At 44.6% G+C, this 21,124-nt stretch carries 15 protein-coding genes; 1 reads left to right on the forward strand and 14 read right to left on the reverse strand.

Features of this window, described 5'->3' with window-relative positions; all coding sequences use genetic code 11:
* Positions 1-8: 8 nt before the first annotated feature.
* Complete coding sequence (locus NSA57_RS02445; protein WP_257463883.1) at positions 9-1,535, reverse strand: efflux RND transporter periplasmic adaptor subunit; 1,527 nt, start codon at positions 1,533-1,535, stop codon at positions 9-11.
* A 250-nt stretch (positions 1,536-1,785) separates the two neighbouring features.
* Here NSA57_RS02445 and NSA57_RS02450 point away from each other — a divergent pair, with 250 nt between their 5' ends.
* On the forward strand, positions 1,786-2,976 hold the full coding sequence (locus NSA57_RS02450; protein WP_257463884.1) for a hypothetical protein: 1,191 nt from the start codon (positions 1,786-1,788) through the stop codon (positions 2,974-2,976).
* Between the two features lie 74 nt (positions 2,977-3,050).
* Here the strand turns inward: NSA57_RS02450 and aspS are convergent, their stop codons facing one another.
* From aspS to NSA57_RS02515, 13 genes are all read right to left on the reverse strand, one after another.
* A complete protein-coding gene (gene aspS, locus NSA57_RS02455) occupies positions 3,051-4,847 on the reverse strand; it encodes an aspartate--tRNA ligase (protein WP_257463885.1) in 1,797 nt (598 codons plus the stop codon).
* A 14-nt stretch (positions 4,848-4,861) separates the two neighbouring features.
* Complete coding sequence (gene hisS / locus NSA57_RS02460; protein ID WP_257463886.1) at positions 4,862-6,118, reverse strand: histidine--tRNA ligase; 1,257 nt, start codon at positions 6,116-6,118, stop codon at positions 4,862-4,864.
* A 12-nt stretch (positions 6,119-6,130) separates the two neighbouring features.
* Entirely contained in the window at positions 6,131-6,703 is a 573-nt protein-coding gene (locus NSA57_RS02465; RefSeq protein ID WP_390428125.1) for an HD-GYP domain-containing protein, read from the reverse strand.
* Between the two features lie 9 nt (positions 6,704-6,712).
* Positions 6,713-8,257, reverse strand: a complete 1,545-nt coding sequence (gene hemZ / locus NSA57_RS02470; protein ID WP_257463888.1) for a coproporphyrinogen dehydrogenase HemZ — start codon at positions 8,255-8,257, stop codon at positions 6,713-6,715.
* The gene (locus NSA57_RS02475; RefSeq protein WP_022067552.1) at positions 8,229-8,858 is read right to left on the reverse strand and encodes an MBL fold metallo-hydrolase; all 630 of its coding nucleotides are present in this window, start codon (positions 8,856-8,858) and stop codon (positions 8,229-8,231) included. Before NSA57_RS02475 ends, hemZ begins: the two co-directional genes overlap by 29 nt.
* Positions 8,859-8,899: 41 nt before the next feature.
* Positions 8,900-11,227 (reverse strand): RelA/SpoT family protein, encoded by a 2,328-nt coding sequence (locus NSA57_RS02480; RefSeq protein WP_022067553.1) that lies wholly within the window; start codon positions 11,225-11,227, stop codon positions 8,900-8,902.
* Positions 11,228-11,295: 68 nt separating this feature from the next.
* Complete coding sequence (locus NSA57_RS02485) at positions 11,296-11,820, reverse strand: adenine phosphoribosyltransferase (RefSeq protein WP_147598141.1); 525 nt, start codon at positions 11,818-11,820, stop codon at positions 11,296-11,298.
* Positions 11,821-11,992: 172 nt separating this feature from the next.
* Positions 11,993-13,705: a single-stranded-DNA-specific exonuclease RecJ gene (gene recJ / locus NSA57_RS02490; RefSeq protein WP_173752355.1), complete on the reverse strand. Its 1,713-nt coding sequence runs from the start codon at positions 13,703-13,705 to the stop codon at positions 11,993-11,995.
* 58 nt (positions 13,706-13,763) lie between these two features.
* The gene (gene secD, locus NSA57_RS02495) at positions 13,764-16,160 is read right to left on the reverse strand and encodes a protein translocase subunit SecD (RefSeq protein ID WP_147598139.1); all 2,397 of its coding nucleotides are present in this window, start codon (positions 16,158-16,160) and stop codon (positions 13,764-13,766) included.
* Between the two features lie 213 nt (positions 16,161-16,373).
* Positions 16,374-17,738, reverse strand: a complete 1,365-nt coding sequence (scfB, locus tag NSA57_RS02500) for a thioether cross-link-forming SCIFF peptide maturase (RefSeq protein WP_173752357.1) — start codon at positions 17,736-17,738, stop codon at positions 16,374-16,376.
* 513 nt (positions 17,739-18,251) lie between these two features.
* Positions 18,252-18,392 (reverse strand): six-cysteine ranthipeptide SCIFF, encoded by a 141-nt coding sequence (gene scfA, locus NSA57_RS02505; protein ID WP_015524633.1) that lies wholly within the window; start codon positions 18,390-18,392, stop codon positions 18,252-18,254.
* Positions 18,393-18,472: 80 nt separating this feature from the next.
* Positions 18,473-18,823: a TIGR04086 family membrane protein gene (locus NSA57_RS02510; protein ID WP_147598137.1), complete on the reverse strand. Its 351-nt coding sequence runs from the start codon at positions 18,821-18,823 to the stop codon at positions 18,473-18,475.
* Positions 18,824-18,882: 59 nt separating this feature from the next.
* The gene (locus NSA57_RS02515; protein WP_257463891.1) at positions 18,883-20,598 is read right to left on the reverse strand and encodes an ICP22 family protein; all 1,716 of its coding nucleotides are present in this window, start codon (positions 20,596-20,598) and stop codon (positions 18,883-18,885) included.
* Positions 20,599-21,124 lie beyond the last annotated feature (526 nt).

Here is a 21,124-nt window from a genome sequence, read left to right on the forward strand (position 1 = left end):
TCCTCCTGTTATTCATCGCCTGCCGGAACCAGAACTTCATTCTCAGGAAGAGACGTATCCGGAACCATTTCTACCATAGAATCCTCCATGCCGCTTCCCATGTCTGAAGAAATACTCTCCTCTTCCGTAACTTCCTCTGCAGGGATATCATCAGCAGAAATCTCTTCTGACACTGTCTCCGGTATCTCTGCCGAACCGTCGTCTGCCGGAATTTCCTCCACAGGCGCTTCTGCCGGCTGCGCTCCCTCATCTCCATTTCCGGTATTCTCCATTTCCAGAGCAGTAAAATCCGTAGCAGCCGCGCTGTTGGTCGTTGTTTTCATTCCCTCCTCATAAAGCTGGGAAGGATAGGCAATGCAGTCTTTTTTGGTAAGTCCCTCTACGATTTCATATTCACCCAGAGTTTCATCATACTGTCCCAGGATCACGCTTTTCTTTACCAGGCGCTTATCCTTGTCTGCCGCCCATACATAAGGACTGTTGGTGTCTGCATCCACAATATAAAATTCACTGATCCACAGGCCTTCTTTTTTCTCCTCCTGTCCCTCATCCGGCTCAATGTATACATGCTGCCCAAGCATCAGGCCCTCAGAGGACTGCAGTTCCACATAAAAAGGATATGTAGTGGAGGATGTCTGGGAGTCGCCGCTTGCATCCATCATTCCCCATGCGTTGCTGCTGCTCTGGGAATTGGTGCTTTCTCTGTCAACACTTCCCATGGTTCCCTTCCATACCTGGTTTTCGTCCACACGGGAACGGATGATCACAGGTTCTCCTTCGATAATGCTTCCTACGTTCATCTCATTAACCGTTCCTTTGATCCTGTATGCTCCCGTACTGAGAATGGTAATAAAAGCATTCTGACTGCTTTCTCCTGTCATACCAGTATCAGAATAGCTCATATCCTGATCCATATCGTCCATGCCGCTGTCATCTGTTGTAAGCTTTGTGGTATCGATCTTCTGGATCACTCCGTCAATAGGACTTCGTACTTCTGTATTTCCCATTGTATTCTGGAGCTTCGTAATCTCCGCCTGCTTGCTTTTCTGACTGTATTCATTTTTTTTGAGATTCATTTTATTTGTTTCGATCTCAATGGTATAAGAGAGCTGGTCGTCTTTTTCCGCCTGCTTTTTTTCTTTTTCAAGAGTGGCGATCTGTTCGCTCAGACTGGCGGCTTCATTTTTCAGACGGTCAAGATCAAGCTGGGTCTCCTCCAGATCCTCCTGGATACTGGTAAGATCATATTCAAAAAGAAGCTGTCCCTGCTTTACCTCCTCGCCGGTCTTTACTTTCACTGTTTTTACTTTACGTCCGTTTTCCAGCTCTACCTCTTCTGTTTTCTGCGGTTCCACAACACCGGCATACCTGTTTGCGATTCCCGCAACGTCTCCGGTGATCTGGCTGATCTCTGTAACATAGGCGGTTTCTCCGCTTTCCTGCTCCTGCCCGAAAAATCCCAGTTTCCAGCAGACTCCTCCTGCAGCGCCACCAATTATAAGAATCCCCAAAAGGATCAAAATACGTTTTTTCATATTTTTTATTTTTACCTCCCTGTAAACAAAGGAACTATCATTACTGTTCACGACCTTCACAGCAACGAACTATCTGACTGTACTATCATAGCAGATTACGCTTTAAAAGAAAAGTCCTGACAAAAATCACCTGTTGTTTCACAGTTTTTTCATTCTTTTTTAGAAAAATTACACCTAATTTCCGTTTTTTTGACTTTTACCCTGTTATCTGGTAAAATGGAGGGGAATATTTTGGAAAGGAAAGAATCATATGAAGATCGCAAAAGGTCTGATTCCGCTTCTCGTGCTTATCTTTGCCGTATCAATGATCATCGGCTGTTCCCACTCAGATAAGTCAGATGTGGAGGGAGTCATTACAAATGAACTGGATCTCCTGAAAAATCTGGATTCTGATACGGCTCAGAAGTATATTTCCTATCAGGAGCTGTTTCCGGATGCCACAGAAAAAACCGAACTTTCCAAGGAAGTTGAAGATGTTTTTTCTCTTTTTTTCGAGGATTTTGACTACAAAATCCAACGTATCAAAGTTGCCAAAGACAAGAAAGAAGCTTCTGCAAACCTGAAGCTCACCACCATTGACGCTCAGGCTCTCGCAAAAGATTACGCGGTTTCTCATCTTGAAAACGCAATCCTGCTTGCCGCAGCTTCCTCTTCTCAGAATACAGAAGAAAATTCCGGTTCCCTGGAGGACCGTTATCTCATCCTCAGTGAACTTCTGAAAAATAATCAGTATAAAACTGTAGAAACCAGCTGCTCCCTGACCCTTAGCAACCAGGGTACAGAAAAGGAAGAAGAATGGGAAATCAGACGTACTCATGAACTGGAAAACAGTCTTGTCGGCGGTCTTATCACTTATCTCTCTGACAGTGACCTCCTGACGCCGGAGGAAACACTGACCGTCTATTTAAACACCCTGAAAACTATGGATCTGGATCAGATGAGCAACTATCTTGGTCTGGAAAGCCTTCTGAATACTTCAGATGATGCAAAAGCTTCCATTGCCAGCGCTCTGGTGGAACAAATGCATAAAAACTTTGATTTTAAAATAACCTCTTCTCAGATAAAAAGCTATCAGGCTGCCGTAGAAGCCGAGATCACTACCTTTGACAGCAATGCAATTCTTACTGCTTATCAGAAAGAACTGGAAGAATATCTTGCGTCTCCACAGGCAGTCATCGACGGTTCTCAGAAACGATATAATCATTCTCTGGAGCTTCTTCTGAAAAGCATAGAAAATAATACAAAAACACTGACGCACCCGGCAAGCTTTTCTCTTACCAACGACGGTGCTTCCTGGAAGCTGCAGGATGACGGGCAGGTGATCGGAGCCGGAATCTTTGGCACTCTCAGCAGTACTCCTGTGGAAGAAGAGCTTTCCCCGGAAGAAAACCCTGAGGAGAATCCTGATTCCTCCGGCGAAAATATTTCTGAAGAAAATTGATCTGTTATAGAGCTAAAAGGGCTTTCCCAAAACGGAAAAGCCCTTTTCTTATTTTACAGTCATCTGACTGTATCTTATTCTTCTGTTTTCTCCGGAGCAGTCTCAAGTCCCAGTTCCTGTAACTGCGCTTCACTGACAACGCTTGGAGACTGTGTCATAAGGCAGGACGCATCTTTCACTTTCGGGAAAGCGATCACTTCACGGATGCTGTCAACCTTTGTCATCAGCATAACCAGGCGGTCAAGTCCGTAAGCCAGTCCTGCATGAGGCGGAACACCGTATTTAAAGGCATTCAGAAGGAATCCGAACTGTTCATAAGCAGATTCTTCCGTAAATCCAAGCTTTTCAAACATTTTTTCCTGAATATCATTCTGATGGATTCTCACACTTCCTCCACCGATCTCATTTCCATTCAGTACAATGTCATACGCTTTTGCACGAACCTTGCCCGGATCTGTATCCAGAAGCGGAAGATCCTCTTCCATAGGCATGGTAAACGGATGATGCATGGCAGTAAAGCGGTTCTCCTCTTCGCTCCACTCAAGAAGCGGGAATTCTGTTACCCACACAAAACGATACTCGTTCTTATCCAGAAGCTCCATCTGTTTTGCAAGCTCCACACGGAGAGCGCCAAGCACATCATAAACTACTTTGTTCTTATCAGCGGCAAAAAGAAGCAGGTCTCCCGGCTTTCCTTCCATCGCCTGAACAAGAGCGTCCATCTCTTCTTCCTTCATGAATTTGGCAAAAGAGGACTTTCTTGATCCGTCTTCTGCAATAGCAATATAGGCGAGACCTTTTGCGCCATATCCCTTTGCAAATTCCACAAGCTTGTCGATTTTCTTTCTGGGCATGGATCCCTGTCCCTCTGCGTTGATTCCGCGGACAGTTCCGCCTGCTTCAAGAGCGCCCTTAAATACCACAAACTCACAGTCCTTTACTGTTTCGCTGACATCATGAAGCTCCATTCCGAAACGCATGTCCGGCTTGTCAGAGCCAAAACGGTCCATGGCCTCCTGCCAGGTGATACGCTGGATCGGAAGCTGAACATCCACATCCAGAACCTCTTTAAACAGATATGCAAGATATCTTTCATTTACATCAATGACATCGTCTACATCCACAAAGGACAGCTCCATATCGATCTGGGTAAACTCCGGCTGACGGTCCGCACGGAGATCTTCATCACGGAAGCAGCGCGCGATCTGGATATAACGGTCATATCCGGAACACATAAGAAGCTGCTTGTAAAGCTGCGGAGACTGCGGCAGTCCGTAAAAGCTGCCCGGATGAACTCTGGACGGAACCAGGTAATCTCTGGCGCCTTCCGGTGTACTCTTTCCAAGGATCGGAGTCTCCACCTCCAGGAAACCTTCTTCTGCAAAGAATTTTCTGGTGAGAGTGGCAACCTGGCTTTTCATCATAAGATTTCTCTGGATATCCGGTCTTCTCAGATCCAGATAACGGTATTTTAAACGGATCTCATCCTTTGTTTTGCTGTTTTCCTCTATTGGGAAAGGAGGAACCTCTGACTCGGAAAGTACACGAAGCTCATTGGCACGAAGCTCCAGCTCTCCTGTGGCAAGGTTTTCATTTACGGCCCCGCCTCGTTTTTCTACAATACCGGTAACTGCGATCACAAATTCACTTCTCAGCTTTCCGGCTTTCTCAAAACCTTCTTCATCAATACTTCCGTTTTCAAAAATCACCTGCATGATTCCGGAACGGTCTCTCAGATCAACAAATACAAGTCCGCCTTTGTTTCTGGCTTTCTGCACCCATCCCATCAGAGTCACTCTGCTGCCTGTCATCTCTTTTGTTACTTCCGCACAGCGGCAGGTTCTGTGCAGTCCCTTCATACTTTCAGCCATGATCTTACTCCTTTTTATAATTTATCCCTGAAAAACTCAACGAATTCAGTATAGCCTTCTGTCATCATCTGTTCTTTCTGGAATTTTTTATTTTTCTTCATAATAGAAATGGTTACCTGAGTTCCATTTCTTCTTTCCTCTTCAGCCTGCTTCAGAATTGTCAGAAGCTTGTCTGCAGGCATGTTCTTTTCAATGAGATACGCCTTCTTTTCGCCGGTTCCCGGAACCTCATAGCCTCTTTCCAGAAGCAGCATGACAATTCTTTCAAATCCAATAGAAAATCCGCAGGCGCTTGTGTTCTGTCCTGTAAATTTTCCGATCATCTCGTCATAACGTCCGCCGCCGCCTACAGAACCGCCGAATTCATCCATTGCGATCTCAAAGATCGGACCTGTATAATAGGACATTCCCCGCACCAGCGTAGGGTCAAAGGAAATCTTAAAGTCCGTGCTCTTTACCGCGTCCACAGAAGCGATAATGGTTTCCAGATCCTCTGCAACCTTTGGATCAAGAACATCCTTCAGCTTTTCTTTAATGTAGCGCACACCCTGGATATCAGAGGTGATCTCACGGAACATGCCAAGATACGTGTCAATGCTTTCTCTTGCAAAGCCTTCTTTTTCCAGCTCTTCGGAAACTCCCTCAAGACCGATCTTGTCCATCTTGTCAAGGATAATAAACACGGTATCAAAGCTTTCTGCCGGGAATCCGCTGTACTGAGCCATTGCCTTCAGAATTTTACGGTCATTGATCCTGATGGTAAAATTATGAAAATCCAGTTTGCCCAGAAGTGTTGTGGTTGCCAGCACAAGCTCAATTTCAGCCAGATAAGTAAGCTCTCCTAAAATATCAATATCACACTGCATAAACTGACGGAAACGGCCTCTCTGAGGGCGGTCTGCTCTCCATACATTTCCCATCTGCAGCGCCTTAAAAGGAGCAGGAAGCTCATTGGCATGATTGGAATAATATCTGGAAAGAGGCACTGTCAGATCATAGCGAAGTCCGGAATCCACAAGATCCGCTTCCTCCTTTGCGCTTTCCAGCTTCAGCTTTTCTCCTCTTTTCAGGATCTTAAAAATCAGTTTCTCATTTTCGCCGCCCTGCTTGCTGCTGAGGTTTTCAATATGCTCCACACAGGGAGTTTCAATAGAAGAAAATCCGAATTTCCCATAGGTTTCCCGGATCATATTCATTACATAGTTTCGGATTTCCATTTCCTTCGGTAAAATATCCTTCATACCGGTTACTGGTTTTTTCTTTAATGCCATGCCTGCCTCCTGTTATTTATTATGTATAATTCTCTGAAATGCAAGAAAAACTTCCATATCAAAATTTTTGATCTCATCGATCATAAGCTCCATTACAGTTGCAACATCAAACGCAGTCCTGTATGGCCTGTCAGATGTAAGCGCTGCAAATACATCGCACACTCTCAAGATCCTGGCTCCAATGGGAATCTGATCTCCAATGAGATTATCGGGATATCCGGTTCCGTCATAATTCTCATGATGATAGAGAATACTTTCCAGAACAAACTCTGAATACCCCTGGTCTTTTAATTCCTCATAGCCCAGAGTAGAATGCATACGCACATATTTTAGCTCCTCGATCAGAAGAGGATCCCTTTCGCGTCCGTTGATGTATTCTGTCAGCTTCAGCTTGCCGATATCGTGAAGCATTCCCGCAACAGCAAGCTCATAACAGCTCTCCTGCTCCAGCCCCAGCTCGGAAGCCACCGCATACGCAAGGTTGCTGACAACAATCCCATGATTCAGCTCTGCTGAAAGGTCAAAATCCAGTATTCTGTCTGCTGTCTTTTCTGCGTCTGCCTGCGCCGCACTCAATCTGCACACCTCCTGTCCTTAAAGCCATCGGTCAACAGCCACCCGTTTTCTTTCAATCATTTCATCAATACGGGTAATATAATTCCATACATCCTTCACATTCTCCACACGCTCGATCCTCGCTCCATGATCAAATACCAGCTTTGAAGATCCGCCTGCTCCCAGTGCAATAATGGGCTGTTTCTCTTCCATAATTAGTATATTGTAAATCCCGGCTTTGTCAACCTCTGCATAACCTACATTTTCAAAATTGCCCTTCATATTTTTCTGTCTGTACAGATAATAAGGACCCATTCCCATTTCGCAGGCTGTTTTCATGGTCATTTCCATGATTTCCTGATTATTTTCAAAGGTCATTTCCTGATATTTATCTTTAAAAATATTCAGCCTTGCCGCCCTTTTTACCGCAAGAGAATGAACCGTAATACTGTCCGGAGCCATCCTTTTAATTTCATCCAGGGTATACTGTACCTTTTTCAGATCTTCGCCCGGAAGTCCAACGATCAGATCCATATTGATATTGTCAAAACCACATTCCCGTGCAAGATAAAAGGCCTGCCTTGTCTCCTCCGCAGTATGGCGTCTTCCGATAATCTCCAGAGTCTCCTGATTCATAGTCTGAGGATTCACGGAAATCCTGCTTACCGGATATTTCCGGATCACCTGAAGCTTTTCTCTGGTAATGCTGTCCGGTCTTCCTGCTTCAATGGTAAACTCAGCCAGGTTTCTGCAGTCAAAATGTTCCGTCAGGGTATCCAGAAGTCTCTGAAGCTGATCCGGCTCCAGGGTAGTCGGCGTTCCGCCGCCAATATAAACCGTATCCAGCTTACGTCCTTTTTTCTTCATAATAGAAGAAACTTCCCGGATTTCCTTACAGAGCGCATCCAGATAAAGCTCCACTCTGTCCTTCCACTGCTTCAGAGGATAGGAGCTGAAAGAACAGTAAAGACAGATACTCGGACAGAAAGGAATCCCCACATAAAGGCTGTATCCGTTTTCATAATCAATATCTTTCAGAATTTCTCTTTCCCGGTTGGCAATGGTAATGGCAAGAGCTGTTTTTTCAGGACTTACCAGATAACGTTTCCGCATTTCTTCTGCAATCTCTGAATTTTTCATTCCGGCTTCAATCATTGCCATGGCAAGCTTTGCCGGCCGGATCCCTGTAAGATTTCCCCATGGAAGGGTCTTTCCTGTAAGCTTTGTCAGAAGTTTATATAATGAGTATTTCAGAACATCCTTCTGCTCCTTGCGCTGCTGTCTGGCTGCATCTTTTTCTTCCGTACAGGAAAGAGGGGCATCATCCGAAGAGTGCCCCCTTATGATCTCTGCACTTGTCACCCCGGTATTGCTTTCATTTTGATACCGGATTATAAAACTCTGCTCCTGCTTTTCCACCCGGAACAGAAGATCCGCTGTATTTGCCCCGTCTTCCTCTTCATAGGAAACTGCAATTTCAGCCTCCGGGTAAAAGGCTCGGATCAGCTCATAAATATCATGTTCAAATTCTCTGTTGTCAAACAGAATACTGATCTTATACAAATGGATTGTACCTCTTTTCATAACCGATAGTGGTTGAAATATCGTGTCCGGGATAAACTTCTGTTTCCTCAGGAAGAGAATCTGTAAGTCTGTGAAGGCTTTCCACAATTTGAGCCGTGCTTCCTCCCGGAAAATCGGTTCTTCCCACAGAACCATAAAACAGCGTATCCCCGCTGAACAGGATTCCTTCATCCTTCAGATAATAGCAGCAGCTTCCCGGAGTGTGTCCGGGTGTGTGAAGCATCTGAACGGAAAAGCCCGCCGCCTCAAAAGCCTGAAGGTCTTCAAGAAGTATATCTGCCTTCAGGGAACAGGAGCGGTTTCCGTATCCGGACAGATTTGCGGAAGGATCCAGAAGAGTCCCTGCTTCTTTTTCACAGGCATAAACCGGAATCTGGTATTCTTTTTTTACGTCCTCCACTGCAAGAATGTGGTCATAATGACCATGGGTTAAAAGAATTGCAGCAGGCTTCGCCTGCATTTCCCTTATTCTGGAAAAGATTTCCTGTGCATGATCCGCCGGATCCACGATCAGAAGCTCCCCCGTGTTTTTGTTTTTCAGCAGATAGCAGTTCGTTGATACAGAACCAAGAACGCATGTCTGAAGCTCTGAGTTTTTCATATCGGTCCCCTCTTTCTCTGTCCCTGTATTTTTATGACTGATCAGCCTGTGGTACGCTCCACATCGATCACACTTTCCACCTGGCGGATTTTTTCTACAAGAGACGCCAGCTCCTCTTTGCTGCCTACCTCAAAGCTTACGGCAATGGTCGCCTTATCCTGCTTGCTTGTACGGCAGTTCATATTTTTTACATCAATCTTACGCTCTGTAAATATTTTTGAAAGGTCTACCAGAAGTCCGGTACGGTTGTTGGCAAAGATCTTAAGCTCTGCCATATATTTTTCCGAAGCTCTGGTATCTGCCTGCCACTCAGCCTCAATGAGCCTTGTCCTGTCGGTTTCTGACATATTAAGAATATTTACACAGTCTGTACGGTGAATGGTGATTCCCCGTCCTCTTGTAACAAATCCCACAATCTCGTCGCCGGGAATGGGACTGCAGCATTTTGAAAAACGAACTGCAACATCATGGATGCCACGGACAACAATTCCGCCCTTGGATTTTACCAGATGAAGCTTTTCATGAGCATCTGTGGCAGCATCCAGAACATCCTGATCCGTGATCTTTTTGGCATGCTCTTTTTCGTAAGCCTCCATCAGCTTGTTAAAGACCTGGCCTTCTTTCAGCCCTCCGTGTCCGATGGCAGCCAGAACGGAATCCCAGTCGCGGAAACCGTATTTGCGCATAACTGCCTCAAGATACTGACTCTTGCTGTAGGTACCGATCTTGTAGCCTTTGGATTTGGCATACTGAGCCAGCATGTCCTTGCCCTTTAAAATATTGTCTTCCTTCAGTTCCTTTTTGAACCACTGATTGATCTTGTTTTTTGCCTGAGTGCTTTTTACCATTTTCAGCCAGTCGCGGCTTGGTCCCTGGGAATTCTGTGATGTGATGATCTCAATTCTGTCACCGTTCTGGATCTCATATTCAATGGGAACAAGCTTGCCGTTTACCCTGGCGCCTACCATACGGTTTCCTACTGCACTGTGCACACAGTAGGCAAAATCAATAGGCGTGGATCCTGCCGGAAGGTTTTTCACATCCCCCTGAGGAGTGAAACAGTAAACACTGTCTGCAAAAAGATCCAGATCGTTTTTCAAAAGGCTCATAAATTCCCGGTTATCAGACATATCTCTCTGCCATTCCAGGATCTGTCTCAGCCAGTTCAGTTTTTCCTCTTCACTTTTTCCTACAGGTACCTTTCCGTCCGAGGACTCCTTATATTTCCAGTGCGCCGCAATACCATATTCTGCTGTTTTGTGCATTTCATAGGTACGGATCTGAATCTCAAAAGGCTGTCCGCTTGGTCCGATCAGAGTCGTATGAAGAGACTGGTACATATTAGGCTTCGGCATGGCAATATAGTCTTTAAAACGGCCGGGAATCGGTTTGTACATTTCGTGGATCACTCCCAGAGCCGCATAGCAGTCCTTTACATTGTCCACCAGGATCCTGACTGCAAAAAGATCATAGATCTGATCAATGGTCTTGCCCTGATTGACCATTTTTTTATAGATGCTGAAGAAATGCTTGATCCGTCCGTCCACCTGAGCCTGGATCCCCGCATCCTCCATATGCTGCTTTACCTGTTTCACAATCCCGTTGACAAAATCCTGTCGTTCACTTTTTTTCAGGGAAACCTTGTCTACCAGATCGTAGTACACATCCGGCTTCAGGTATTTAAGCGAAAGATCATCCAGTTCCACCTTGATCTTCGATATACCAAGGCGCATGGCAATGGGCGCATAAATATCCATGGTCTCCCTGGCCTTTTCCTGCTGCTTTTCCGGACGCATGTACTGCAGAGTACGCATATTGTGGAGACGGTCCGCAAGCTTGATCAGAATTACTCTGATATCCTTTGCCATGGCAAGAAACATTTTTCTTAAATTTTCTGCCTGAAGCTCCACCTTGTCCTTGGAATAATTCAGCTGTCCCAGCTTGGTAACTCCGTCCACCAGAAGAGCAACCTCGGAACCGAATTCCTTTTCTACCTCTTCATAGGTCATCCAGGTGTCCTCTACCGCATCATGAAGAAGTCCCGCAACGATCGTCTCTTTATCCAGCTCCAGATCTGCAAGAATGATTCCCACACAGAGCGGATGGATGATATAGGGCTCCCCGGATTTTCTTTTCTGATCCTTATGAGCCTCTCTTGCTACCTCGTAGGCTTTCTGTATCATGGAAATATCCGTAGACGGATGGTATTTTCTCACACTGGTGATCAATTCCTGATACAGAACTTCCGGACTTGTAAAATCACTCATGGATTTTACCGCTGCATCTGCCTTTTTCACGGATTCAATTTTTGCCTGATCTACAGCGCCCGGACTTTTTTCCGTTTGTATATTTTTATTTCTTTCTGTCATTCTCTCCCACCTGTCTGATATTCTGCTGCCTGTTCTTCTTTAGCAGCCGTCGTACGCTCCGTCTGTGGTTATTTCCCTTCGTATCGGATCACAGAAGCCACATCATAGCCAGCCAGTTTCTCACGGCCTTTCAGCCCGGCAAGTTCCATAAGAAATACAATTTTGACAACCTCTCCGCCAAGCTCTTCAATAAGCTTCACAGCCGCCTCAACCGTACCTCCTGTAGCGATCAGATCATCGATCACCGCAACCTTCTGTCCTGGTTTGATGGAATCTCTGTGCATTTCTATGGTTGCGCTTCCATATTCCAGATCATAGCTTCTGGATACTGTCTCACATGGAAGCTTACCTTTTTTACGTACCGGTACAAATGGCTTATGAAGATTGTATGCGATGGGAACTCCGAACATAAATCCTCTTGACTCTGTTCCAACGATCACATCCACCTCTGTGTCCTTCAGACATTCCTGCATGGAATCAATTGCCAGTTTCAGTCCGTCCGCATCCTGCAGAATACTTGTTACATCACGAAAAATAATGCCCGGTTCCGGAAAATCCGGAATACTTCTTACATAATCCTCAATTTTCTTCATAATCCCGCACCTCCGCCTTTTTTCTATAATATAAATCTAAATCAGTATATCACTTTTTTTTTATGGAATCAATCCAAAACCCGACAAGTCTCGCCAAATACCGCTGCTGTTCGCTCCGTTCACAGCGTAAACCCACGCCATATGAACCGTTCTCCACAGTTTCCTACTGCAGTTAAAAGTAATTGCGGATTACCGCCTGGAGACTTTCTCTTCCCTGATAGACGTTGATCTCCGGATAATACGTCACGGAAATCAGCTCTTTCTGCTGTACATACTGTTCAAATTCTTTCGCTGCTCCAAAATATACTGCATCTACAGAATTTCCCTGTCCGTCCATCAGACACATTTTTGCCACATTCTGATTCTTTCCAAAAATTCTCAGATTTAAAACACGAAGTCCCTTCTGGGCAAACAGAGGCTTTGAATTTCCTTTGCCAAAAGGTTCCAGAACAGACAGCTGCTCCGTCAGCGTTCTGGACAGATAAGAAATCGGCATCGGAACATCGATCACCACCTTAGGCACAAGCTCCTCCTCCGTCAGCGTACATACCTCATTCAGCCTTTTTCGGAATGCGTCGATATTTTCTTCTGCCAGAGACAGTCCTGCCGCCATGGGATGACCGCCAAACTGTTCCAGAAGATCACTGCACTTAACCAGCTCGTCATACATGGAATAGGCTTCAATGGAGCGGCCGCTGCCCTTGGCTCCCTTTTCTGCCTTTGTCAGCACAAATGAAGGCTTATAATATTTTTCCCTCAGCCTTCCAGCAATGATCCCCGCCAGGCTTTCATGGCATTCCGGCAGATACACTACCAGAACCCGGTCTGAGGAAAGGCCCTGACTTTCAATGATGTGCTCTGCCTCTTCCCTGCCTTTTTCTGTCATGGCTTTTCTGCTCTGGTTTAATGCAACCAGATCCCCGGCCTCCTTCGCCGCTCTGTCCGCATCCTCTGTACAAAGAAGCCGCAAAGCCCGGGCCGCAGTGTCCAGCCTTCCGCTTGCATTGATACATGGTCCCAGCACAAATCCCACATGATAGGCTGTGATCCGTTCACCTCCCAGGCCGTTTGCCTCAATGAGAGCGCGAAATCCCTGATTCTTTGTAGTTGGAAGCCTTCTCAGCCCTTCCTTTACAATAATGCGGTTTTCCCCCTGAAGATCCATCACGTCTCCCACAGTTGCCACCGCTGCCGGTTCAGAAAATTCCAGGATCTCATTTCTGTCAATTCCATATGTCTCATAAAGAGCCCAGATCAGTTTCCATGCAACCACGGCTCCACAGATATTTTTGTTTGGATATGGACAGCCCGACTGTTTCGGATTGATCACTGCATCTGCTTCAGGAACAATCCATTCCCTCCCCTTATCCGTGTCTCGATAAGGGATTTCATGATGATCCGTTACAATCACTGTCATACCCTTTTCCTTTGCCTGCTGAATTTCCGCAGACGCTGCAATTCCGTTGTCACAGGTAATGATCGTATCGATTCCGTCCTCTGCCGCCTTTTCGATCAGCTGACTGTGCATTCCGTATCCGTCCTTTATTCTGTCCGGAATATAGGTATCCACCCTTGCCCCAAGACGGCGAAATCCCGTAAGAAGAATATAAGTGGCAGTTACTCCGTCAATATCATAATCCCCGATGATCCTGATCCTGGCTTTCTGATCAATCTTGTCTTTCAGGATCTCCACAGCTTTTTTCATATCTTTTAAAAACCACGGAGAAGGAAGCTCTTCCAGCGTTCCGTACAGATACGAGCGGATATTTTCCATACCTTCCACATCTCTGTTCCTGATCAGACGTGCGATCACCGGATCAATGCCAAAGGTCTGCCCGATTTTCTGAAAGTCTGCTTTTTTTGCTGTTACTACCCATTTTTCCATTTTTTTCTCCTGTAAAAACACATCCCGAGACAGCCTGCTGCCCCGGGACAATCCTGTTTTATTCTGTTTTATTTTCTTCTGCGTTCTTTTCCGCTTCCTGAGCCGCAAGACGTTCTGCTACTCTTTTACGATTTTTCTTTTTCGGCTGTTTCTGTCCGTTATCAGACTTCTGTCCGGATGTCTGAGCTGTATTTTTATTTTCCGCAGCCACATTCTTTGAAGCGATCGCCTGGACTTTGTTTTTGCCAAAGCCACGTTTCATTACAAGCCACAGAGAGCCTGTAATACAAACAGAAGAATAAGCTCCGCAGACAATACCTACCATCAGAGGCAGTGCAAATTCACGGATGGAAGAAACTCCCATAATATAAAGCACTGCTACCATAACAAAGGTTGTCAGAGAGGTATAAATACTTCTGGTAAGTGTCTGAGTGATACTGTCATTAACGATCTCTGTAAGATCTGCGCGGCTTCCCATTTTCTTAAGGTTTTCGCGGATACGGTCAAAAATAACAATTGTTGCATTGATACTGTAACCGACAATCGTCAGCATACATGCAATAAAGGTATTTCCAACAGAGATACGCGCAAGTGCATAAAAGGCAAACACAACAAGAACGTCATGTACAAGAGCCAATACTGCACTGCTTGCAAAACGGATGTCCTTAAAACGGATCCAGATATATGCCAGCATACACAGAGTCGCAACAACAACGGCTACAAAAGCATCCTGTCTCATTTCAGAACTTACAGTAGAAGAAATACTTTCTGTAGAGATCAGAGCTTCATCTACGTCAAAGTTGTCAACCATTGCCTGATTGAGCTTTTCTCTTTCCGGCTGGGACAGTGCGCGTGTCTTAATAATCACCTGATTTGTTCCCACAACCTTGGTAGGCTGTACATTCTTATCTCCTGTTACCTTTTCTACAACAGGTGTTACCTCTGAGTCGATCTGTTTAATATCCATATCCTCATTAAAGGTAACTGTAGTTGCAGTTCCGCCGGAAAATTCCAGACTGTAATTCAGAATGCTTCCATCTGTTTTCTGATGGATCATCATGGATACCGGTCCCACAAGAATCAGAATCAGAGAAATAATAAAGAAAATATTTTTCTTTCCAACAAAATTGATGCATTTTCTCTTCTTTGCTCTTCCGTAGAATTTTTCATCCTGAATACCTACCGCATACAGAGCATTTACGATCAGTCTTGATACGACCAGCGCCGTGAACATGGATACTACAATACCCAGCGCCAGTGTATAGGCAAATCCTTTTACTGTTCCGGAGCCCATCCACATCAGTACCAGCGCCGCGATCAGAGTTGTAACATTACCGTCAATAATGGCAGAAAACGCTTTGCTGAATCCGGACTTGATGGCTGTTCTTACAGAAGAACCTGATGCGATTTCCTCACGGATACGGGCATAGATAATAACGTTGGCATCCACAGCCATACCAATACCCAGGATGATACCGGCAATACCGGGAAGTGTCAGTGTAATGTCAAAAGCATTCAGAGTGATCAGCTCGATCGCAGTATAAAGGATCAAAGCGATTGCTGCCACCAGACCGGGGATTCTGTATGCAAAGATCATAAACAGGATCACGATCACAAGACCGATTGCTCCTGCAACTACACTTGTAGTGATCGCTTCTTCTCCCAGCTGCGCTGCAACTACACTGGAACGCAGTTCTTCCAGTTCCAGGCTCAGGGAACCGATACGGATATAGGACGCAAGGTTCTGCGCCTCCTCTACCCCATCCATTCCATTAATCTCTGCCTGTCCGCCTGTAATGGCTTCCTGTACCGTAGGTGCGCTTAAAACAGCGTTGTCATACACAATTGCAATCTGCTTTCCTACATTTGCCTCTGTTGCCTCGGCAAATTTCTTTTTGCCTTCTTTTGTAAGCTTCAGGCTTACCGCATATTCTCTTGCTCCGTTTTCATTCTGGTAAGTACCGCCTTCTGCGTCCGCAACATCCGTACCTTCCAGAACTACAGAACCGGCTTCTCTGATCTCATCAAGACTTCTTGTGAGTTCGTAATTTTTTTCACCGGCAACAAAGTTCTGATTTCCATCCTTGTCTGTCTGTTCAATAAAACACAGAGAGCCCGGTTTTCCAAGATCATTGAGGATCTTGTCCGCATCTGTTACACCGGGAATTTCCACTGTAATACGGTTGTCGCCTTCCTGATATGCCTGCGCCTCAGTACTGTACTGTTCCACACGCTTCTGCATTTTATAAACAGTATCTGACATATCTTCCTTGCTTGGGTTTTTATCTTTTGCCTCGTAAGTAATACTTACACCGCCTGACAGATCAAGACCGGTTTTAATATTTTTTGCCGCTCCGGTTCCTGTCGGACCCAGGCCGACAGCTGCAGTATAGCACAGAAAAACCGTAATGATCGCAGTCAGGACCAGTACAATGACTCCTCTTTTTTTCTTCATTGTTCTTCCCTTCTACCACAATGTATTTATGGGTAATATCCCTTACAGCCGGTAAGGGATTATCCATCCTGTTTCTTAAGCTGCATAGTGATAAAGCAACAGGTATTCCTGCTTCCTTTCCCGGACTTCTCATCCGCATAAAAAGCCGATAACCTGCTTCTCATTTGCAGCCCTTCCGTCCGTCAGTGACTGTCGGACATTTTTTATAAACACTTATTCTGCAAGCGCAGCCTTGATCATGATCGCGCACTCCACACGCTTTCTCTGAAGCTCGCATCCGATCTCATAGCTGCCCTTTACATCCTTCTGGAAATGATATGCGTTGGCTGCACAGCCTCCGCTGCAGTAAAATCTGGCAAAACAGTCCTTGCAGTCATCCTTTGTATAAACATTACAGCCCTTAAACTCTTCACGGATCTGGGGTCTGGTAATTCCCTCATCAACATTACCCATCAGGAATTCTTCTTCACCCACAAACTGATGACAGGGATAAAAATCTCCCCACGGAGTCACTGCCAGGTACTCTGTTCCTGAACCGCATCCGGAAAGACGCTTATACACACAGGGACCGCCTGTAAGATCAATCATAAAATGGAAGAAATTAAAGCCTTTTCCTTCTTTTTCCCGTTTGATCATGTCTTTTGCAAGCGCATCGTATTCATCCAGAATCTGAGGAATATCTTCTTTGCGGATCGCATACTCTTCTTCATCCGGAGCCACTACCGGTTCAACAGAGATCTGTTTAAATCCAAGATCCGCAAGATGAAGAACATCCTTTGAAAAATCAAGATTATGGTGAGTAAAAGTTCCTCTTACATAATAGTTGTCCTGATTTCTGGATTCCGCAAATTTCTGGAATTTCGGCATGATCAGATCATAGCTTCCGGCGCCCTTGCGGAACGGTCTCATATAGTCGTGTACCTCTTTACGGCCGTCTACACTGAGAACAACATTGGACATTTCGCGATTGCAGAATTCCATTACCTCATCATCAAGAAGAACGCCGTTGGTTGTAAGTGTAAAGCGGAATTTCTTATTATGAAGCTTTTCCTGCTCTCTTCCATATTTCACCAGATCTTTTACCACCTGCCAGTTCATCAGCGGCTCGCCGCCAAAAAAATCCACCTCCAGGTTTCTTCTGGAGCCGGAATTGGCAATCAGAAAATCCAGGGCCTTTTTTCCAACCTCAAAGGACATCAGGGCTCTTCTTCCATGATATTCTCCCTCCTCCGCAAAACAGTAGCGGCAGGCAAGATTACAGTCATGGGCAATATGCAGACAAAGTGCTTTTACAACCGGACGGCTGTTTTTTGAAAACTCATCAATTGCACTTTCATAAATATCTCTGGTAAAAAGCATTCCTTCTTCTTTCAGCTTTTCACATTCCGAAACAGAAGTTCTGATCTCCTCCGGGCTGAATCTGTCTTTCAGCCTTTCCACGATTTCTTCTGTTGACAGCTCGTTCTCCATGCATGGCAGGACCTCATAGGTTACAAGGTCTACCAGGTGAATACATCCACTGTTAATGTCAAGAACAATATTATATCCATTGCTCTGGTATCTGTGAATCAGACTCATTTTTTTGAAATCCTTTCCTGTAAATTATACCTGAAAAATCCAGGACAGATTTCATCTGTCCTGAACTCACTTCAGAAGTCAGGTGAACTTTTTCTGCAGGTTCCCTGTCCTCTTATATTCTCAGGGACTGTACACTCAGCCTCCCAGATCCGCTTTTTTATTTCAAGCATATCTGTCTGCTTTCTGTACACTTTTATCTGTTCAACCATAAATGAGTAAATACTGAGTTTTGCACTCTTTTTCATTTACAGTTTATAAAACACTTTTCTGCGAACAAAGCGGACGGAGCCGCTTGGAACGCCCTAAATCTCTCAATCCCTGAGAGACTTACTCTGCTTTTCTGGCCAGATGCAGACAGCCATGAACGCTTATATTCCTCGTGCATCCGGTTACATTCCCGCAGAATATTTTATTTACTAGGGAAATTAGTACAAAATACACTGCTTTCCCGGTAAATAAAAAGAATAAGCAGCGGACTCACCCGCTGCTTAACTGACTTCCCTGAACTCCGCCTTATTTATGCTCGCAGCTCTGATTTCCTACAGTACAGGAAGTTTTACATGCTGACTGGCAGGAAGTCTGGCACTCACCACATCCACCTTTTTTAACTGTGTTCTGCAGATTTTTTGTATTTAATGTTTTGATATGCTCCATTGTATATCCTCCTTATGTATATATAATTGTCTGGGCATAGTATAGCATAAAATTCTCTCAAATAAAAGTCTTTTTTTAGGTTATGCAAGCATGCCTCCAAGAGCCCCTCCGCCCAGGCACATACAAAAAGTAGTCAGCAAATGCTGAAAAGACATATCCCACTTTCCTTCTGCGGCAAAGGATACCAAAACAAGAAGTATAAAATATGCAAGACCTACTAAAATCCCCCAAAAATATTTATCCTTTCGCATGATTTTTCCTGCCATAAAGCCCCCTGCCAGACAGGAGATTACATACACTGCCACAATTCCCGCTGATACCGGCGCCAGTCCCAGATCAAACTGAAATACCAGGAATGCCAGAAGCAGAAGGCAGACGCCTGTCAGGCCATATGCAAGAAACAATGATCTTAAAACAGTTTTTGTTTTCATAAAAAAGCCCTCCCCATAACATTATATGGGAGGGCTTTTTTCTTATGCCTTACTATAATTTATTTTTTCTTTCTGAAGTAAATAATCACGCCTACTACCACAATAGCTACCACACCCAGAATTATAAAAGGTGCGATCATTGTGTTGTCTCCTGTATTCACCGCAGATTTGGAACTGCCATCATTTTCTTCAGCTTCTTTACTGCTGTCCTCTGATGTATTTGTCTGTTTATCAGAATCCTTACTGTCATCCTGTGGCTTCTGTACACTGCTGCTGTCATCCTTTTCCGGAACTGCTGTTACTCCTGCAGAAGCGGTAGGTGTTACTGTTGCAACCGGTACTAAATCCCCGTATCCATCTTCCTGAATTTCTCCTCCTACAAGCGGTTTACTTCCTGCAATACCAAAGGGGCTGAAAGAATGGGTGCTGAATACCATAGTACTTCCTTCCACACTGGGAACAATCGTTTCCATTGCCCCACTGTCCAGAAGATGCTCAATAGTGTATGTATAACCTGCTTTTACCGGAACTGTCACACTGATATACTCTCCGTCCGGAATTTCATATTCTGTATTGTTTCTCAGATCCCAAAGCTCAAATTCATAGGATTTAAACAGATTGGCCTCGTTTTCATTTGTAAACTGGTAATCCTCTCCGCTGGTTGCTCTGAACTGAACATACCATGGCAGATTGATTCCAGACACAGAAATCCCGTTGCTGGTATGATTTGCAGCAGCCAACTCTTCCTTTTCTTCTTCTGTAAGATTTTCTTCCAGATCTGACGGACGCTGGTCTTTCTGATCTTCCTGTTCAAAAATATTATCCTTATCTGCTTCCGGGGTTACAGTTGGTTCCGGTGTCACTGATACTTCCGGAGTCACAGTTGCCTCCGGAGTTACAGTTGGCTCCGGTTTTTCCCCTGCTTCCGGCATGTCCTCTTTATCTCCGGCATTATCCTGAGATTCTCCTTCTGCAGGATTGCTGTCTCCATCCTGCTGTGACTCCTCTTCTGTCTCACCGTTTCCATTGAAGTCACTGGCATCTTCATCCTTAGAACCGGCATTCTGATCCTCCGATTCCTGGCTGTTATTCTCTTCTGCAGAATCGCTGTCTCCATCCTGCTGGCTGCCCTCTGTCTGGCTGTTTCCGCTAGATTCATTGTTGCCTTTGTCTGCAGAATCACCATTACTGTTCTGCTGAGAATCCTCCTCTGTTCCGTCATTTTCCTGTCCATCTGGATTGGACTCTCCAGCATCTTCGTCTGTGGATCCAGTGCTGTGATCTTCTGATTCCTGACTGTCATTCTCTCCCGTGCCGCTGTTTTCTTCTTCCCACTGGCTGTCATTCTGATCCTCGGAAGCTTCTCCATTATTCTCCTCAGACCATTCCTCTTCCTGGGATTCATTTTCTTCAATACCGCTCACTACTACTCTCACACTGCTGTAGATCACATCAGAGCTTCCGTCCCAGCCTGAGATTTTTGAAAGATCTGCTGCATTATAGGGACGAAAAACAACATCGTAAGACTGTACGCGTTCTGACGGCACACTTGACTCGTCTGCCCAGGATAAAGTACCATATTCACTGGATGGAAGAGAAATCTCAGAAAGGGGTACCGGCTGTTCCACAGTCACATTATCCGGAATCAGGCTGCTGACCTGAATGTTTTCACTTCCGTAAACTGCTGCCGGCTGAATCTGCCCTGCCATTAAAGCTGCTGTTAACGCCGCTGCTGCCAAAAACTGTACATTTCTCTTACCGTTATTTTTTTTCATTATTACACCTCATCTATTATCAACATCAATATATAATCATTAGTTTTATCTATATAATAATCAAAATCTGTTTGTAACAGATTTCCTGTTTTCATTCATTTTTAATATATCAGATTTTTATGTTTTTGTAAATATTTCGTAACAGAATATTTCACATTACGACATAGGTATTATATCATAGTTCTGTTTTTTTCGACACCCCTAAAATATAATTTTTTCAGTGTTATAAAATGCGTTATAAAATGAGGCAAACTATAAACTTAAATTCCACACTGTATCCGCGACAGAATTTAGTCTTGCACAAATAGAATTTTTCTCTTGCACATACCTGATTCTGCTATATAAAGTACTTGACATAAAATCAATTACTTTTTATTTGCAGGCTATAAACTATAAATGAGCAAATTAATAAAAAAAGAGCACAAACTCATTACAAATCTTTCTTTGTAAGATGCACATATAGAACTTAATATTTTTTATATCCGTATATTACTGATTTTATTGTGTAAAATTCGATATTTAGTCT

Origin of the sequence: Blautia caecimuris, from assembly GCF_024622975.1 — a bacterium.
Classification (GTDB): domain Bacteria; phylum Bacillota; class Clostridia; order Lachnospirales; family Lachnospiraceae; genus Blautia_A; species Blautia_A caecimuris.

Bases quoted from the DNA above. Each gene is read 5' to 3' on its own strand.
- hemZ (WP_257463888.1), bottom strand. From the start codon at position 8,257: ATGAAAAGAGGTACAATCCATTTGTATAAGATCAGTATTCTGTTTGAC.
- NSA57_RS02510 (WP_147598137.1), bottom strand. From the start codon at position 18,823: ATGAAAACAAAAACTGTTTTAAGATCATTGTTTCTTGCATATGGCCTG.
- NSA57_RS02450 (WP_257463884.1), top strand. From the start codon at position 1,786: ATGAAGATCGCAAAAGGTCTGATTCCGCTTCTCGTGCTTATCTTTGCC.
- recJ (WP_173752355.1), bottom strand. From the start codon at position 13,705: ATGGAAAAATGGGTAGTAACAGCAAAAAAAGCAGACTTTCAGAAAATC.
- NSA57_RS02480 (WP_022067553.1), bottom strand. From the start codon at position 11,227: ATGACAGAAAGAAATAAAAATATACAAACGGAAAAAAGTCCGGGCGCT.
- NSA57_RS02475 (WP_022067552.1), bottom strand. From the start codon at position 8,858: ATGAAAAACTCAGAGCTTCAGACATGCGTTCTTGGTTCTGTATCAACG.
- NSA57_RS02515 (WP_257463891.1), bottom strand. From the start codon at position 20,598: ATGAAAAAAAATAACGGTAAGAGAAATGTACAGTTTTTGGCAGCAGCG.
- secD (WP_147598139.1), bottom strand. From the start codon at position 16,160: ATGAAGAAAAAAAGAGGAGTCATTGTACTGGTCCTGACTGCGATCATT.
- scfA (WP_015524633.1), bottom strand. From the start codon at position 18,392: ATGGAGCATATCAAAACATTAAATACAAAAAATCTGCAGAACACAGTT.
- NSA57_RS02485 (WP_147598141.1), bottom strand. From the start codon at position 11,820: ATGAAGAAAATTGAGGATTATGTAAGAAGTATTCCGGATTTTCCGGAA.
- hisS (WP_257463886.1), bottom strand. From the start codon at position 6,118: ATGGCATTAAAGAAAAAACCAGTAACCGGTATGAAGGATATTTTACCG.
- scfB (WP_173752357.1), bottom strand. From the start codon at position 17,738: ATGAGTCTGATTCACAGATACCAGAGCAATGGATATAATATTGTTCTT.
- NSA57_RS02445 (WP_257463883.1), bottom strand. From the start codon at position 1,535: ATGAAAAAACGTATTTTGATCCTTTTGGGGATTCTTATAATTGGTGGC.
- aspS (WP_257463885.1), bottom strand. From the start codon at position 4,847: ATGGCTGAAAGTATGAAGGGACTGCACAGAACCTGCCGCTGTGCGGAA.